The sequence below is a fragment of the Gemmatimonadaceae bacterium genome, assembly GCA_019752115.1.
GTDB lineage: Bacteria > Gemmatimonadota > Gemmatimonadetes > Gemmatimonadales > Gemmatimonadaceae > Gemmatimonas.
Genome location: JAIEMN010000019.1, coordinates 98966 through 115934 on the forward strand (window position 1 = coordinate 98966; position 16969 = coordinate 115934).

The 16969-nt window shown below is 66.8% G+C and carries 15 protein-coding genes; 6 read left to right on the forward strand and 9 right to left on the reverse strand.

The window, feature by feature from the left end:
• Positions 1-43: 43 nt before the first annotated feature.
• Entirely contained in the window at positions 44-349 is a 306-nt protein-coding gene (locus tag K2R93_08885) for a hypothetical protein (protein MBY0489938.1), read from the reverse strand.
• Between the two features lie 290 nt (positions 350-639).
• Between K2R93_08885 and K2R93_08890 the strand changes: the two genes are divergently transcribed.
• Entirely contained in the window at positions 640-1104 is a 465-nt protein-coding gene (locus K2R93_08890) for a hypothetical protein (GenBank protein ID MBY0489939.1), read from the forward strand.
• 50 nt (positions 1105-1154) lie between these two features.
• Positions 1155-2558, forward strand: a complete 1404-nt coding sequence (locus K2R93_08895; GenBank protein MBY0489940.1) for a hypothetical protein — start codon at positions 1155-1157, stop codon at positions 2556-2558.
• A 676-nt stretch (positions 2559-3234) separates the two neighbouring features.
• On the opposite strand, the gene K2R93_08900 is transcribed toward K2R93_08895, so the two are convergent.
• The 3 genes from K2R93_08900 to K2R93_08910 are packed head-to-tail and all read right to left on the reverse strand — an operon-like array spanning position 3235 to position 4918.
• Positions 3235-3846, reverse strand: coding sequence for a hypothetical protein (locus K2R93_08900; protein ID MBY0489941.1), 612 nt, complete (start codon positions 3844-3846; stop codon positions 3235-3237).
• Positions 3843-4226: a hypothetical protein gene (locus K2R93_08905; protein ID MBY0489942.1), complete on the reverse strand. Its 384-nt coding sequence runs from the start codon at positions 4224-4226 to the stop codon at positions 3843-3845. Before K2R93_08905 ends, K2R93_08900 begins: the two co-directional genes overlap by 4 nt.
• Positions 4223-4918 (reverse strand): TIGR04255 family protein, encoded by a 696-nt coding sequence (locus tag K2R93_08910; GenBank protein MBY0489943.1) that lies wholly within the window; start codon positions 4916-4918, stop codon positions 4223-4225. Before K2R93_08910 ends, K2R93_08905 begins: the two co-directional genes overlap by 4 nt.
• Positions 4919-5263: 345 nt before the next feature.
• On the opposite strand from K2R93_08910, the gene K2R93_08915 reads away from it, so the two are divergent.
• On the forward strand, positions 5264-5464 hold the full coding sequence (locus K2R93_08915) for a DUF2442 domain-containing protein (protein MBY0489944.1): 201 nt from the start codon (positions 5264-5266) through the stop codon (positions 5462-5464).
• A gap of 435 nt (positions 5465-5899) precedes the next feature.
• Here the strand turns inward: K2R93_08915 and K2R93_08920 are convergent, their stop codons facing one another.
• Positions 5900-6817 carry a LysR family transcriptional regulator gene (locus K2R93_08920; protein ID MBY0489945.1) on the reverse strand — a complete coding sequence of 306 codons (918 nt, stop codon included), beginning with the start codon at positions 6815-6817 and terminating at the stop codon, positions 5900-5902.
• Positions 6818-6907: 90 nt separating this feature from the next.
• On the opposite strand from K2R93_08920, the gene K2R93_08925 reads away from it, so the two are divergent.
• Together K2R93_08925 and K2R93_08930 are read left to right on the forward strand one after the other, a co-directional pair.
• A complete protein-coding gene (locus K2R93_08925; protein MBY0489946.1) occupies positions 6908-8359 on the forward strand; it encodes an NADH-quinone oxidoreductase subunit L in 1452 nt (483 codons plus the stop codon).
• Positions 8281-10830, forward strand: a complete 2550-nt coding sequence (locus K2R93_08930; GenBank protein ID MBY0489947.1) for a DUF2309 domain-containing protein — start codon at positions 8281-8283, stop codon at positions 10828-10830. Before K2R93_08925 ends, K2R93_08930 begins: the two co-directional genes overlap by 79 nt.
• Positions 10831-10850: 20 nt before the next feature.
• Here the strand turns inward: K2R93_08930 and K2R93_08935 are convergent, their stop codons facing one another.
• Positions 10851-11261 carry a response regulator gene (locus K2R93_08935; GenBank protein ID MBY0489948.1) on the reverse strand — a complete coding sequence of 137 codons (411 nt, stop codon included), beginning with the start codon at positions 11259-11261 and terminating at the stop codon, positions 10851-10853.
• The gene (locus K2R93_08940; GenBank protein MBY0489949.1) at positions 11258-12394 is read right to left on the reverse strand and encodes a PAS domain-containing protein; all 1137 of its coding nucleotides are present in this window, start codon (positions 12392-12394) and stop codon (positions 11258-11260) included. Before K2R93_08940 ends, K2R93_08935 begins: the two co-directional genes overlap by 4 nt.
• A gap of 281 nt (positions 12395-12675) precedes the next feature.
• On the opposite strand from K2R93_08940, the gene K2R93_08945 reads away from it, so the two are divergent.
• Positions 12676-14013, forward strand: a complete 1338-nt coding sequence (locus tag K2R93_08945; GenBank protein MBY0489950.1) for an amidohydrolase family protein — start codon at positions 12676-12678, stop codon at positions 14011-14013.
• Positions 14014-14029: 16 nt separating this feature from the next.
• Here the strand turns inward: K2R93_08945 and K2R93_08950 are convergent, their stop codons facing one another.
• Positions 14030-15595 (reverse strand): hypothetical protein, encoded by a 1566-nt coding sequence (locus K2R93_08950; protein ID MBY0489951.1) that lies wholly within the window; start codon positions 15593-15595, stop codon positions 14030-14032.
• On the reverse strand, positions 15592-16962 hold the full coding sequence (locus K2R93_08955) for a hypothetical protein (protein MBY0489952.1): 1371 nt from the start codon (positions 16960-16962) through the stop codon (positions 15592-15594). Before K2R93_08955 ends, K2R93_08950 begins: the two co-directional genes overlap by 4 nt.
• Positions 16963-16969 lie beyond the last annotated feature (7 nt).

Here is a 16969-nt window from a genome sequence, read left to right on the forward strand (position 1 = left end):
CACCGCAGCATCGGCCGGCGAGGGATCCGCGGGGGCCACCATTTCAGATTCGGGCGAGGGCGTCCCGTACTGCCGCGTAGTTACCCGAGTCCAAGCGGTACCACAGCTCCTTTTCGTCAATCTCGACCGGGTCCCCGTCCCAAGTCGCACCGGCAATGGCTGCGGCGGCCTGGAGCACGAGGAACTCCCCGGTACACCAGTGCCCGAGGTTCAGGAGGCGCTCGAAGTCGACACCATCGGGGCGCTCGAGGGCCCGCGTGATCGATCGATTCCCCCGAAACACTGGAGCGGTGGCCAGCAACTCACGGGCGATCGCGTGGCGACTCGAAACGGTAGGGGCAGCGGGCATCTGTGTCATCCTCGTTATGAAGGGGTAACCGGCACGGCCTTCCGTACCGGCGTCCGCCACCATATCGGCGGCCTCGATGGCGCCCAACGCCCCCCAAGAGCGCGTAGGGACGGCGCAATTGCGTTTCGTTTATTGGAATGTCGCGAATGAGGCGCCGCTTCACACGCCGTCAACGACGAGCAAGCCGCCCTCTGACCGGGGGATGTCGGCCGGAGTAGGGCCGGGAGGGGGCTTTGGCGCCGTGAAAAGCCACCGTTAATGCAATAGGGCCTCTAACCGCGGAGACCCTGATGGACCGTTCCTCGTCGCTCGAACTGGCGCTCACCCGCCCTGCGGGGGGCTTGCCCCAACGCACGGCCGATAAGGCGGCCGCTCAAACCGCCCAGACCGCCCAGCAAGATCTTGGGGAGACCGAAACCAAGCCGAAGGCGGGTGCGCCTGACCGATTCGTTTCGGCGGCCGCGCTCCGCGCCGGTCTGTCCGAATGGCGGGAGCAGCTTGAGCAGGCTGCCGTCCAGTTCCGGGTGGATGTCGACACGCAGCTCCATATGCTCGCCCGCTTCCATGGCCTGATCGAGAAGCTCTCCCGCGCTCCGGAGCAGATGTCGAGCCGAGAAGTGGCGGCTGCACAGGGCTGCTCAGTTCGGACCGCGCGCCGAAAGCTCGCCGAGATCAAGAAGAAGGGCCTGATCTACAATGCGGACAAGGCGCGCGCCGGCGCCCAGCGCCGGAACAGCCTGGGGGCCTCGCGATGAGTAAGGCCAAACTGGTGGATTGGAGCCTTCCGCTCTCCTCGAAGCCGAGCGTGTCCCTGTTTCTTAAAGACGCCGCCGGATACGTCCGCTGGACCGCCAAGAACAACAAGGGGAGCGAGATCATGTCCACTCTGCTCTCGCCGTTCGACGACCAGGGGGTGCTGCAGCCGGAATTGATGTCTCGGCTGGTCCGGGTCGCGACGGCCATGGCCGCTGCCGTTGCGCGCGATAAGTCCACGGCGTTTGTAGAGGCTGCCCGGGAGCAGGCGCGCAAGCTGCTCGATTCCCCGGGTGTTCCCCTGACGCTCCCGGAAGGGTGGAGCCTCAACCAGGGTATCGAATGCTACTTCGACCACCCCGGCACGAGCAGCAAAGACCAGCGGGCGGATGAACGCCGCGCCGTGACCACTCTGCTCGGGTGGATTCGGCAGGAAGCGCATATCGAGCTCTGGGCTCAGCTGGATTGGCCGGCGGTTCAAAAGGCTCTGAAGGGATGGGCGGACGACGCCCTGTCGAACCTGCGGACGCACGAGGCTGGCCTGGCATCGTCCAAGACCGGGGGGATGAAGGCCAACGCCGTTCGCACTGGCCTCCCGTACCTCCGAAAGGCACAAGTCGCCGCGCAGGTCTTGGCACGAATTGCCTCCTGGCTGCACGACCACCGGCCCGAGTCGGGCGCCGCGCCCCTCAAGGTGGGCAACGTCGCCCAGGTGGTGAAAAAGTTGTGGCAGGGGACCTTCAAGAAGGGCACGACGGGGGAGAAGCCTCGTCATAGCTTCGACGAGTACGCGCGTCTGATGCTTGCACTCTACGATCCAGAGACGCCGATCGACCCGCGTGCTCGGCTGGCGTTCCTTATGAACGCCGAACGCCGCAGCGGCCAAGTACTTCGAGTGATGCGGACCGACATCACGATGCAGGACGGTCGGCCGGCCAGTTTTCACGTCAGTGCCACGGGCAACAAGCGGACGGCGGATTTGTACTTCTTCATCGATCGCGCGGCTGAGGAGCTCCAGCGCGCAATGAGCACGGGCTACCTCTGCAAGTTCGAAGAGGCGTTTCAAGCCGGCAGGATTGCGAACTACCCGATCTTTATCGGGGGTAAGCGAACCGCGGCGGGTTACATCAACTTCGATCCGCGCAAGGTGATGCGCGCGCCGTACAACGAGACGTCGCTCGGGGAGGCGTTCCGCGCTCTGGAGAAGCATTGCGGCATCACGTCCGTGCCGGGGCGCCGGTGGTATGGCCTCAAGCGATTCGCCAGCGACCTGGTCGACCTCCTGTCTGACAACGAAGAGCTGAAGCTCAAGTTCTTCTCGCATGGAAGTTCGGCCACGCTCGACATCTATCGGGACCTCGTGACCAAAGCGAAGCGCGAGGCGAAACAGCTGCTCATCCTGCAACAGCAGATGCGGCAGGCGGTGGCCAACTCCGACATACCCCCGTCAGAGTAGGTGCACCGAAAGCTGAGGGGCGCGCAGCGAAACTGGGTGCGCGCCCCTCGGATCACCGGGCGACGGGGGAATCGGTGAGGGATCCGCGGGGGCGGGCCGGCTGGTGTGCCTGCCCTATGGGGGGCCTGCCTTTCGGGACCTATTCCAAGACTTGGCCCGGGCTTCTGCCCCCATGCTCAAACGCTCGCGGCTGTCAGGCCCCGGTGGCATCATGGAGCGATACGGCCCGACCAGACGGGCCTGTTCCAGCCTTTCGCGCTTCAGCCGAGGTGCCATTGACCACCGCTCGCCGAATCAAAATTGCGCCGGTTGTTGAGATGCTTGCCGCCGGCCCCCTCGATGCCCAGGTCATCGCCAAGTCGCTTGCCGCGACGGCCGAATTCCGATCCGTCGAGGCGTTCCCCAAGGAGAAGAGTTCGAAGTGGCCCCCCAGAAGCTGGTCGACGGGCGAGACGTCGCGCTCCTCGCTTAGCGCGACCGCGTCTACGCGGCGGCGAGGGCACAGCGGCCGCGACTGGTCGCCCCTCGCGGCGGAGTCGCGCAATAGCCGCTCATACGACAACTACCTTGACACTCACCGCCGCCAGCTACCCGGTCGAGGCGACCGAAAGCTCGGCCCGACAACCGCAGCTCCTCCCTTTCTCCTTAACGAACGCTGGTCATCGGACGCAGACAGCTACGCAGCTACCGAGCGATCTACGTTCTCTTGAAAGCGGCAAAAATGCACAGATAGCTTAATTAACAGGATATAGAAACCGTATTGAGTCAAGCGCGCTACGAGGGATGGTTTGTGAGACCAAAAAAAGCTATCCGGTTGACTCTGCACACGATCAAACAGCACCACCATATCATCGCCCAAACCTGCAGCTTTGGGAAGGTAGAACATGCTGGAGACGGTCTGTTGCTTGATCGATAACACGCGGCTTTCAACTCGCTCGCGCGCTATACCCTTTTTTTGGAGTAGATCAGCGTACGCCGACAGACTCACGAGCGGCGCGACAGAAATCATCCGCTCGGTGTCCCGAGCGTTTTCTGGGTCGACGTCGCAGGAGTTTGAGAGCACTAAGGCCTTCGACGAGCGGATTTCGCTATCGACAATGTTGATGAACTTGACTGCATCAAATACATCTCCCTGCAGAATCTTGTCGCCCGTGTCGTGACCAAGGATGTAACGAGTGTTCGAAGGAAAATCCTTCAACTCTCGCCAGAGATCCTCCTTCAGTTTAGGCGTCAGATACTCCGGCAGATACCGTGATGCTAGCTCCTCGATTCTGCCCGCACCGGTCAAGCGAGAAGACTCCAAAAGTTCTCGGCTAGAATTCGCTGTTCATCTGCAGGAAGCGTCTCGGTCTGTGAGTGGAGTCTCCGCGCGATGCTGTTCAACTCGTTGACCACATCTGAGGTGTCGATCTTCCTCGCAAAACTGACCCCTAAACCGGTCTCATCAACACGAGAGCGAATGTATGTCGCGTACTCGGGAAGCACGATCTCCGGACCGTTGAAGTCCCTTGGATTGGGGATGTAGAAATGGTCGCCTACGCTCGGACTAACCATGGCCGGCCCAGGTAGCTCTCGCGTTCCCAGCGTAAACAACGCGGTGGCGAGAGTTGCTGCCGTGTCCAGGCGGGTGTAGCCCGTTGAGAATGTGGCGTTAGTTGCGGGAGTCATGTCGCGTACTCCGGATTGTAAGAAGCGAGAGCTTCCTGTGAGATCATGCCAAAAAACTCACTGCGAAGGACTTCGTGGCAACGATCAAGAGCACCTGCGGGTTCGCGAAGGAAGACTTCGGGAGGCGCAAGATCGATCACGTCGATTGCCAATAGCGTTCCGCTTCGTCCGTTATACGGATTAGCAAGCTGTACGCCGCGAGTCACTTGAATGATGGAAAGAATGTTGCCGTGCGCCCTCTCGAACCGGCACGAGAATCCGCGCTGATTGACGACCTCTCCCCCAACGGAAACAGTGAGGGTCAGTGGATCGGCTCCATCTCCATCGATTCCAGGCACGATGTTCACGGCCTTTAGAGAGAAGCGTTCGACGGTATCTACCCCGCCGGCCTCCCGGAGTATTCCCGCGATGTCATGACACGATTTACGAAAGTTTTCCCAGCCGTCGTAGGACCCCACACGCGCGAGCAAAACAACGTGTTCACCAACATTTACGGTATCTGTTTCTCCCTTGATGCTTACTGTTGGTACATAAAACAGGTCCGCCTGCTGTTTGCGCAATTCAAGTGGTATTGAGCCGGCCGGAAGCCCGACGAACTTTGTGAACTGGCCCCCGAATCGGCGGAGCAGCTCAGGAGGGAACACCTCAGGAACCGAAGCCGAACTACCGCCGAACCGAATCTCGAAAATCATTTCAAGAAGCGGCGAGTTCCGAAGTCGTATTGGGAGCGACATGAAGAGTCTTAATTACGAGAGGCGGGCTGACCGTGAAAAACTACACCGGGTAACTCATTTTGGGGACCTCGCTCCCCCCTGCGAGCCCCCCTTCGGCAGCCAACGTCTGCTGGACGACCCTAGGAGTCGTTAGGCCTTTACAGCGCCTTTCTAGAGTTTCCCCCGTCTCCCCCGGAAGACGCCTGCACGCCCCATGTTTCGCAGCATGCAACGAGGCCGACGGAAACCTCCGTGGTGTTCTTTCCGAGATGGAGTATCGGCAAGCCATTCCTCAGAACTTAGAAGGGGTGAATCGCCCTGGCTTTGGCGGGGACGCTTGCTGGCATCGAATCACTCAGTGGAGCAGCAGCGTGCTCGCTGGCGACCGTCGCCGTATCCCCAACGGGATCGGCGCTCCACTGGGATCGCTTGGATGTCGACCTCAGCATCGCCGCTCTTGTGCGGGAGGCGCCGGGCGGTCAGGCGCTCCGCAGTTTGTTCGCCGCAGAGGGAAGCAGGTCGTAGAGCGAGCCGAAGGCTGTGGCAGCCCGTCTCAACGGTGCCAACGGGGGCGACTACTGAAGGAAAGCGGTTCCGTTCCCCTACAGAGACCCGGCGCCCGTCGCCAAGGAAGAGTGCGCGCCATGGAGGAGCGATACGAATCGTCGCGCCTGCGGCCAAGTCGGGGGATCGAGTCTCGCGCCCGCGCTCATAGCATCCGGGCGCCCCAGCCCCCTCCCAGTTCCTTTCCCAGTTTGGCGGTCACCACTCGGAACCGCATGGCCGCCGTGGCCGTCCGCTCCCTCTGCGGTGGCCGCGTTGACCGAGTCATAAAATCCCGCTCCGGCTTCGGGAGCAGGAGGTCGCTGGTTCAAATCCAGTCGCCCCGACTGTGATAAATAGAGACCCCGCATCGACTTCGGTCGATGCGGGGTTTTTGTCATCCGCCCCCCGTGCAGACTACGGTGCCTCCGGCGCCCCGAGCACCTCGGTCGCCCGGCGGGCGAGCAGCGTGCGCAACAGCGGCGGCTGGTACTGCCGCGTCACGCTGATCGCGTAGAACTCCTCAAACAGGTCGGGGACCGCCACGTACTCCGTGAGCCGGCCGTCGCGCAGCTCATCGCGCACCACGACGGCGGGCACCAGCGTCACCACGTCGAGCTCCCGGGCCAGCACGCGCAGCATGGCCATGTCGTCGGCTTCGGCAATGATCGTGGGGCGGAGCCCGCGCTCGTCGCACAGCACATCGAAGGCGGTGCGGATCTCGTGGTCACGCGAGGGGAGGAGCAGCGGCACGTCGGCCAGGTCATCGGGAAAGCGAAAGGGGATACGCCGAGCCGGCCCCACGAGGCTCACCCGCTGGCGGGCGATGCGACGGCTGCGCCAGGCGTGCTCCGCATCCTCGGGGACGCGCCGGTTGGAGAGCACCACGTCGAGCGTATGCGCCCGGAGCCGGGAGAGCAGCTCGGCGAGCGACCCGGACTGCAGCACCAGCGAGAGCGACGGATCGGTGAGCACCGGCGCCAGAAAGGCACGCTGGAAGTTGCGCGACAACGTGCCCACCGCCCCCACGCGCAGCACATGCCGCTCGGCGCGCCGCCCGTCCTTGAGGGTGCCCACCAGCTCGTTGCCGGCGGTCACGATGGTGTCGGCGTAGTCGAGGGCGATCCGGCCGGCCTCGGTGAGTGACAGCGTCCGCCCGCGCCGCTCGAAGAGCGGCTGCCCCAGCTGCGCCTCGAGCTGGCGGATCTGGGTGGAGAGCGCCGACGGCGCCACATGCAGCCGCTGGGCCGCCCGTGTGAGGTTCCCCTCCCGGGCCACCGCCCAGAAGTAGTGCAGATGGTGATAGTTGAGGCGCGCCGCGTTCAGCTCTTTCATTCGCTTTTCGTGAATGGTTTCTCTCATAATATGTATTTTGAGGAATTACCGTAACCGGCGAACTTCCCGGTGTCCTCCACTGGAGCTGCCGTGAGCCCACTGTTCGCCACCATTGCCCTCGTCCTGATCCCCCTGGGGGCCCTCGCGGTCGCGCCCGCCGTGGATCTGCTGACCGGCATCATGCTGTCGCTGGTCACCTTCATCGCGCTGGTGATCGATCGGTATGCCCAGCGCTACCTCGACGGGCAGGCCGCGGCGCCGTTCTACCGGCGCTGGTTCGTCAGCACGATTGCGGCCACGTCGCTCCTGGTCACGGCGGGCGATCTCCGCCTCCTCGCGCTCGCGTGGACGCTGTCCAGTCTCTCGCTGCACCAGCTGCTGACGTTCTTCGCCGACCGGCCACAGGCGCAGGTCGCGGCGCACAAGAAGTTCCTGCTCAGCCGCCTCGCGGATGTGGTGATCTACGCGGCGGTGTTCCTGCTCGGTCGCAGCTTCGGCACCTATGACATCGCCGCGATCACCGCGGCCGCGCCCACCCTGCCGCAGCTGCCCACGGCCGTGCACGCGGCAGGCTTCCTGCTCGTCGCCGGCGTCGCACTCCGCTCCGCGCAGCTCCCCTTCCACGGCTGGCTCATTCAGGTCATGGAAGCGCCGACGCCGGTGTCCGCGCTGCTACACGCCGGCGTGGTGAACATCGGCGGCTATGTGCTCATTCGCCTGGCCGGTCTCATGGGGCTGCTCTCCGGCCCGATGGCGGCGCTCGTGGCCATCGGCACGATCACGGCGGTGCTGGCAGCGCTCGTCACGATGACGCGCGTGAGTGTGAAGGTGGCGCTCGCCTGGTCCACCGCGGCGCAGATGGGCTTCATGCTGCTCGAGTGCGGACTCGGAGCGTGGGAGCTCGCGCTGCTGCATCTCGTGGCGCACTCCTGCTACAAGGCGTACGCCTTCCTCGGCTCTGGCGGTGTCGTGGCGGCGCATGCGCGTCGCGCGTTGGCGCCAGCCGCGCCCACGAATTCGGCGGCGCAATGGCTGCTGGCGCTGGCCGCCTCGGCCACCGTGGCGGCGGCGACGGCGCTCATCGCATGGCCCACACTGGCCAGCGATCGGCGCGCGTGGGTGGCGATCGGGTTGCTCGCCCTGGCGATCGCGCCACTGTTCGCGGCCATGCGCGGCGCCACGTGGGGCCGCCGCCTCGCGCTGGGTGGCGTGGCCGTGAGTGTGGCCGCGCTCTACTCGGGGTGGCATAGCCTCGCGACGGCGCTGCTCCCGGTGCCGGCCGCCGCCCCGGCGACGCCCACGATGCTGACGGTGGTGGTGACGCTGGTCGCGTTTGCGATGCTCTTCGCGGTGCAGACGCTGGTGGCGGTGCGCCCGACGGCGCGCTTCGCGCGGGCCCTGCAGGCGTGGGCCTTTGCCGGCTTCCACCTGGATGATCTGTTCACGCGCGCCACGTTCTTCGTGTGGCCGCCGCGCCATGTGCGGCAGTCGCCGACGCCGGTGCGTCCGTCGGCGCCGCGCCCCATCGCGAAGGCGGCGTGATGCGCCACACCACCATTCGCCCCGGCCTGACAGCGACCGCGACCCAGACGATGCAGGCCGTTGAAGCGGCGTGCGCCCGCATCGCGCCGGCGTGGCCACTCGATCGGCTGATCGCGGTGAATCCGTGGTGGGGATACGTCGGCGAGCCGATCGCCGACGCCAGCGCCGAACTGGCGGCGTTGGGCGGCGCGCGGCTCACCATGCCCCGTGCGTGGTTCAGGGCCCGTTACTCGACGGGCGGGTTCGCCGACCGCCATCTGGCGAAGGCGATCGCGCAGCTCGGCGCGCCGATGAGCGTCGATCGGGTGCGGCAGTTGCTCGCGGAAGACGCGCCGGAGTTCCCCACGTGGCGTCTCATGACCGACGTGGTCGATGAGACGCGCGATGCGGTGCGTCAGGGCACCTGGCGCGAGTTCGTCGCCGAGCATGTGAGCCATGTGTGCGGCGCGTGGTTTGGTGAAGGGCAGGCGCGTTGGCCCGCGGAGCGCGACGGCGGGCTGTATGGCCTGTGGCGCGGCATGGCCGCGCAGGATGCCGGCGTGCGCTTGCGGATGGGGCTGCGCGGATTTCGTGAGGCCGCGGCGCAGTTGCCTGAGGATCCGCGTGCGTTGCTCGTGGATGGGCTCGAGGAGCTTGGCGTGCCCACGGCGCTGCGCACGGCCTATTGCACGGCGCTGCTCCTGAGCGTGTCCGGGTGGGCAGCCGCGTGCGCGTTTCAGGAGTGGGAGGCGCGTCTGGCCGGGCGCACGGATGATCATCTCATCCATCTGCTCGCAGCGCGGCTGGCGTGGGAACTGCTGCTGTTCCGTCTGGCCGCATCGCCAGCGCTCGCGTCGCGCTGGGAATCCGCGCGGCAGGAATGGCCCCGGCTCGCCGCGCCGATCCGCGATGCGCAGGCGGTGGACTGGGTGCTGCAGCAGGCGCTGGAGGTCGCGTATCAGGAACAGTCCGTGGCGCTGCTCGCCGGTGGGCGGACGGCATCAGACGTGACGCCGGCGGCGCAGGCGGTGTTCTGCATCGATGTGCGCTCGGAGGTGATGCGTCGCGCGCTTGAGGGGGCGATGCCCGATGTGGCGACGCTGGGCTTCGCCGGATTCTTTGGTCTGCCGATCGCGTATGCCACCGACAGTGCCGAGCGGCCGCAGCTTCCCGGGCTGCTCGCGGCGACGCTGCGGGTGGAGGATGCGGGCGACGGGGCCGACGAGGCGGCACGCGCGCGACGCGAAAACGCCGCGCTCGCGCGGGCGTGGAAGTCGTTCACGGGAGCGGCGGCGTCGGCGTTCACGGCCGTTGAGGCGACGGGGCTTGGTGCGGCTGTCTCGCTGGTGCGGGAAAGCCTGGGCGCTCGCGCGGCCGGATTCGACCCGCTGCGCGACACACTCGCGTCGGCCACGAGCCCGCTGGCGCCGCGCCTTGCCGATACGGCGCGTGATGGCAGCCCGGTGGATCTCGCGGCGCGCACGAAGCTGGCCGCCGGCATTCTGCGGGCCATGAGCCTGACGCACGGCTTCGCGCGCCTCGTGGCGCTCGTGGGGCACGGGGCCACGACGTGCAACAATCCGCAGGCCGCGGGGCTCGCCTGCGGCGCGTGCGGTGGGCAAAGCGGTGAAGTGAATGCGCGGGTGCTGGCCGCGTTGCTCAACGATGGCGCGGTGCGCGAGGCTCTGGTGACCCAGGGCATCACCGTGCCGGCGACGACGTGGTTCGTGGCCGGGTTGCACGACACGGTCACCGATGACGTCACGCTGTACGACACGGCAGCGGTGCCGGCGTCGCATGCGGCGGACCTGGCGCGCTTTCGCGAGGCGTTGGTCGTTGCGGGGGCAACGGCCCGTCGTGAGCGGGCGCCGCGCCTCGGGCTCGGCGCCATCGCGCACGACGACGCGCGCCTGCTGGCCACCCTGCGCCGCCGAGCGACGGACTGGTCTGAGGTGCGCCCTGAATGGGCGCTCGCGCGCAACGCGGCGTTCGTGATCGCGCCGCGCACGCGCACCCGCGGCGTGTCGCTCGATGGGCGCGCGTTCCTGCACGAGTACCGGTGGCAGGAGGACGCGGGCTTTGGGGTGCTCGAGCTGATCCTGACGGCGCCGATGGTGGTGACGAACTGGATCAACCTGCAGTATCACGCGTCTACAGTGGACCCGGTGCGCTTCGGCAGCGGCGACAAGGTGCTGCACAACGTGGCCGGCGGCAACGTGGGGGTGTTCGAGGGCGCCGGGGGCGACCTGCGCATCGGACTGGCCCTGCAGTCGGTGCACGACGGGACCGACTGGGTGCATGAGCCGCTGCGGCTGTCGGTCTTCGTGGAAGCGCCGGCCACGGCCATCGACGGCATTCTGGCCAAGCACGCGGTGGTGCGGCAGCTCGTGGAGCACGGCTGGCTGCATCTGTTCCGCATCGACCCGGTCGATCACCACGTATACCGGCGCCTGGCCACGTCGTGGGTGCCGGAGGGAAATCGAGCGCGCTGACCGGCGCGCTTCCCTGCCCATCAGGCCGACGCGTTCAGCGTCTCCGCCAGAACACGCAGGAGGCCAGCCGCGCCGATGGGTTTCCCAAGCACGCGGGTCGCTCCGAGCGCCATCAAGGCCGCATCGTCGGTATCGGCATAGCCTGTCAGGACGATCACCGGCACGGTGGAGCCCAGCGCTTTCAAACCGGCCAGCAGACAGGGGCCGTCGCACGTCGGCATCACCACGTCGGCCACGATGATGTCGAACGGGGTGTGCGCGACCAGCGCCAGCGCTTCCGCCCCGTCGGCGGCGAGGTGCACCTCATAGCGCTCGGTTTCGAGTACGCGCGCCAGCATGCGCCGGAGCGCCGGCTCATCGTCAACGACGAGCACACGAGCGCTCTGGACGGCCGTGTCCGCTGCGTTTGTGGTGGCGAGGACGTCGATCATGCCGACGCGGAGGCGACGCGGGGAATCCGCACGACACATTCGTGTACGGGCGGCGCCGGCGTCCATGTCACGCTCCCACCGAACCGATCGGCCAACACGGTCAGCAATTCCGTTGGCGACAACCCGCCGATCCCGCTCGCGCTCGGCGGACTCTCGTCGCTCCCGTAGCGGCACACTACCTCGACGTGACTGGGCGTTGACCGCACGTGGAAGCGAATGACCCGCTCATCGGCCGTTCGCGTCCGCGCGCGATCGATCGCCAGGTCGAGCAGGAGCACCAGCGCCCGCAGCAGATCGGCGAGACGCGCCTGCGCACGGTCGGCGCCGGCACGATCGTCGATGGTGCACGTGATGCCCAGCCCCGCCAGCCGCGACTCGAAGAGCGTGTGGGCAATTGCCAGTGCCCGCCCCACATCACCATCGTCGGCCGCGTCCGGCCCCGGTGCCGCGCTCTCGGCCGCTATTCCCGTATCCGTCTCGGAGGCCAGCAGACGCAACGCGCTGGTCACGCGACCGGCCCGCTCCACCATGTCCGCGATGGTGGCCACCGCGTCCTGATCGGCATCGGCGGATGGCCCCGACCGACGGCTCGCCGAGAGCACGTTCGAGGCGAGAAGAATCACCTGGAGCGGCGTGTTGAGTTCATGCGCCAACATCGCGGCCCAGTGCGTGAGCACCGCAATGCGCGCCTGCTGCTCGCGACGCACGCGTGTCTCCGCGACCTTGAGCGCCGTCACGTCCAGATGCGTGCCGGTAAAGCGGATCGGCGCGCCATTCGCATCCCGGCCGGAGATGCGCCCGCGGTCCATGATGAATCGCCACGTCCCATCGGCGTGCCGCATTCGATGAACGTTCTGGTAGTGGTCCGTGCGCCCCTCCACATGAGCCCCGATGTCCGCGTAGCACCCGGCGATATCGTCGGGATGCACGCGCGAGGACCACGTCTCGAGCACCATGGGGGTCTCGGCATGGACCAGCCCGAGCATCGTGCACCATCGCCGATCGAACTGCACGGAGTTGTCTCGCAGATCCCAGTCCCAGATGCCGAGATCCGCGCCCTCGAGGGCGAGGTCCAACCGCTCGATCAGGTCGGCACTCGAGAGTTCGTCGAGGAACTTGCGCGTGAGGCTCATGCCACCGATGCGGTCGATTGTGCTGGTGTACCGCTCCGCCGAACGACATCGTACGGCGGTCGGCGCGAACACTCTTAGCGCTAGCTTAACTCGTCGCGGCGTTCTTTGTGCGACGGTTGCCTGTCGGACCATTCGATCGCCATCAAAGCCCGTCGCGGGCGGCAATTCTCCCTCGCTGGTCGCCTTTGCGCGGCCGCGAGGGCCGGTGGCGATGCGATCGGTCCAGCGTGGGCGGGGAGGCCACCCCTATCCGCGACGTGAACCGGTCGGCAACGTAGAACATGACTTGGCATACGCCGCTCGTTCGCGAGGCCACCCGGCCCCTGGTGTTCACTGCCGTGCTGCTTGCCGCGACGGCGCTCGCGCTCTTCCCGGCTCGCGCGCGGGCGCGGGCACCGCAGGCGACGACGGCCGCCTATCGCTTCGCCCGGCTCGTGAATGGTGACGGGCGCATCATCACGGATGCGGTGGTCGTGGTCCGCAACGGACGCATTGTGCGCGTCGGCTCCGGCGCCGCCGCCATTCCGCCGGGTGCCGCGCTCACCGATCTGCGGCCACTCACCGCCATTCCGGGACTCATCGACCTGCATACGCACGTCACGTATTGGTGGGATCGGGCTCCCGGCACCCGGCCGTTCGGCCCCGGCACGCGCCGCACCCCCGCCGAAGTGGCGACGGTGGCCATGGAGAATGCGCGCCTGACGCTGGAAACGGGGGTCACCACCGCGCGTGATCTGGGCGCCACCGGCTACGCCGATGTCCTGATGCGCGATCGGATCGCGCGTGGCGAGGCGGTTGGCCCCCGACTGGTCGTGGCGGGCTTCGGCCTGCAGAAGGTGATGCCCACGGCCGCTGCCGCCCCGACGCCGGCCGGCGCGTGGCGGCGCGGCCGCATCACCACGCTCGCGGACATCGACAGCGCGGTCCAGGCGCAGGTCGATTCCGGCGCCGATGTGATCAAGATGTATGGCTCACGCGGCACCGGCGCCGACACGAGCACCACCCAGACCTTCACATTCGAGGAGATGCAGCGGGCGGTGACCGCGGCGCGGCGGCTCCACCGTCGTATCGCGATTCACTCGTACGGGGCGAGCGGCGGCCGCGATGCCGTGCGCGCCGGTGCCACGACCCTCGAGCATGCGGTGGATCTCGACGACGCCACGCTCGCCCTGATGAAGGCGCAGGGCACGATCTACGTGCCGACGATGGACCACAACCGCTACTACGCGGATTTCCGCTCCGACTACGGCTACTCAGATGAGCAAGCGGCGGGGCTCGACGCGTATCGCGCGCGCAACACCGCCACGACGCGGCGCGCCATCAAGGCCGGCGTCAAGGTGGGGATGGGCTCCGATGCGGTCCACCTGATGTTCGGGCAGAACACACGGGAGCTCGGTCTGCTCGTCGAGGCGGGCATGACGCCGCTCGAGGCGCTGCGCGCCGCCACGCTGACCGGCGCCGAAGCGCTCGGGATGAGCGACCGCCTTGGTCGTGTCGCGCCAGGCTATCTGGCGGATATCGTGGCCGTGCGCGGCAACCCGGAGCGCGACGTGCGCGCCATCATCGACAGCGTGCGGTGGGTGATGAAGGACGGACGGGTGGTGGTCGACCGGCGTTGAGCCGGCCGTTCGGTGCTCAGATCAGATGCGGGAGCGCCAGCGCGAGACTCAGCATGGCCACGAAATAGCTCACCAGGATGAGCGCCTCCCGCCGCGGCACCACGACGCTCTGGATGGGCGGAGCGCCGCCATTCACGCGTGAGGCGGGGCCCAGGACGGCGACGGCCGTCGTCACCACGAAGCCGGTGAGGTTCCACCAGAACCAGAAGACCTTCGTGGGGAAGAAGACCCACAGGATGACGTTCGTCAGCACGCCGGCGACGATGCCCAGATTCATGCGGGTCGGAGAGACGCGCGTCGTGAGCATGGCCAGCACGAAGGTCGCCAGAATGGAGCCGTAGAAGAGCGACCCGACCTTGTTGATGGCCTCGATGACGGTGCTGGCGATGTTGCCGGCGGCAAAGGCGAACGCCATGCAGGCGATGCCCCAGCCGGCGGTAATGAGCCGGCTCGTGCGGATGTAGGCCGCATCGGCCAGCGGCGTGGTGCGGCGCCGGACGATGAAGTCTTCGATGCTCACCGCCGCCAGCGAGTTGATCGTGGCACTCATGGCCGACATCCCCGCCGACAGGACCGCGATGATCAGCAGCCCCACGAGCCCGTGCGGGAGATACGTGGCGATGAACGTGGGCACGAGGAGGTCCGGACGCGCCTCCGGGATGCTGGCGCGAAACGCCGGGGTCGTGATCGCGACCGTGCCAAGGATGAGCCCCATGGCACAGTAGAGAAACGTGAGCGGGAAGCGCATCAGCCCGTTGAAGATGAGCGCGCCGCGAATCTCGCCCAGATTGCGGCCGCTCAGCGCGCGCTGCGCCTGGCTCTGATCGGTGCCGTAGTACGAGGCATACAGGAAGAAGCCGCCCAGTACCATGGGCCAGAAGCCGAACTCGGCGCCGTCATTGATACCCAGGCCACCAAAGTTCACCGCCTGCAGCCGGCTCCGATCAAGCGCGACGGTGAAGGCGTCCCAGCCACCGATCAGGTGCAACCCGACCCCACCACATGCCAGGATCCCGAGGAAGAGGATCGAGAGCTGCACGATATCGGTGTAGACCACCGCCCGCATGCCGCCCATGACGGAATACACCGTGGTGACGCTGCCGGCGAAGATGATCATCGACCACACCGGCACGCGCAGTACGACCGACAGCACCAGCGCCAGCGCGTACACCTTGATGCCCGTGGCGAACGCGCGGCTCAGCTGGAAGACGACGCTCACCAGCAAGCGCGTGCTGCCGCTGAACTGCCGCTCCAGGAACTCGTAGACGCTGATGACCTTCGACTGGTAGAGCGGCGGGATGATCACCGTCACCAGAAAGAGCATCGCCAGCGGGACGGCGAACTCATAGCTGAGCCACTGCATGCCGCCACCGCGGCGGAGCCCGACGAACGCCGGCGCCGAGATGAAGCTCACCGCCGACAGCTGCGTCGCCATCGTGGACAGGCCGATCTGCCAGTAACTGAAGCCGCGTCCACCCAGATAGTACTCGTTGTGGTCGGTCTGGCTGCCGCTGGCGCGCCATCCGATGTACAGCACGGCGCTGATGTACGCACCAACGACCAACCAGTCGAGCACATTCATGCGGCGGTATCCGGCATGGGAGTCAACAGATCGAGCACCAGCGCGGCCGTCCACGAGAAGCCGCCGGTGCCGTACCCACCCCGCACGCCGTCGGGCAGCGCGACGAGCGGATGGAAGTACTCATGAAAGCCGCGCTGCTGCACCATGTCGAGCATGGCACTGCGCAGCTGTCCGGCCTCGGCGTGGTAGCCATGGCGACGGAGCCCGTGCCACGCCAACCATGAGGTGTTCATCCACGTCGGACCGCGCCAGTAGAGGTGCGGATCGAACATCGGCGCCGAGCGGGCCACGCTGGGATACGGCCAGAGGCGGTCGTTCTCCGTGCCACTGAAATCCGGTCCCTGCAGCGTCTCCACGATCCGGCGCACGCGATCCGGACTTGGCGCGCCGGTGATGATCGGCAGAAGCGACGAGATGGCGACCATCGGCATCCGTTCGCCGCTCACGCAGTCGATCGCATCGTAGCGCCCGAGGTGTTCGTTCCAGAGCCGCCCTTCGAGCCCCGCATGGGCAGCCGCCACCCAGTCCTGCGGCTCCGCCGCATCGAGCCCAAAATGCGTGCACAGCTCGACCAGTGCCTCGCTCGACCAGGCGAGCAGCGCATTGAAGAGCGGATCGATGACGCGGAAGGGGATCAGATCGCGCGTCCGCGCCTCGTCGTAGCCGGTACTGCGCGCCACGTCCACGAGATGGACATAGCGGTCGTAGTCCCGATCGCTGGGCCGTTCACGCGGGTCATCGACATGCTGCAGATCCTGGCGCGTGTACGGCGGAATCGTGAGCTGCGACGGGTCGATGCGCGACAGGGGGATATCCCAGGTCGGCGCATTGTCGTTGCCGGATTCCCATGGGTGCCGGATGTAAACGAGCCCGAGATGATCCGGATCCCGCTCGCGGTACAGATGCCGATGCAACGCCAGGACCGCCGGGATCAGGGCCCGGATCGCATCGCGGTCGAGCCCGCGTGCGAGCAGCTGCTGCAGCACCATGCCGTGCACGGCCGGCTGCGTGATCCCGGAGGTCAGGCCATGCCGCGGCGCGTGCGCCGACCGGGTGACCTGCCAGAAATCCGGGCCAGGGAAGTAGCGCCCCAACCCGGCTTCGTTGAACACGATGTGCGGCAGCATGCCATTCGCCCACTGCGCGGCGAAGAGCGTCTGCATTTCCGCGAGTGCGCGCTCGGGGCGATACGTCGCCAGCCCCAGCGCGATGAACCCCGAGTCCCAGTTCCACTGGTGCGGATAGAGCGTGGGCGAGGGCTTGGTGCTGGCTCCCAGCCAGTTGGCGTCCAGCACGCCCCGCGCGGACGCGATCAACGCGTCGCGCGAGGCGGCCGGCGCCGAGCCGGCCATGACGTCGGCGGTCATCCCCACC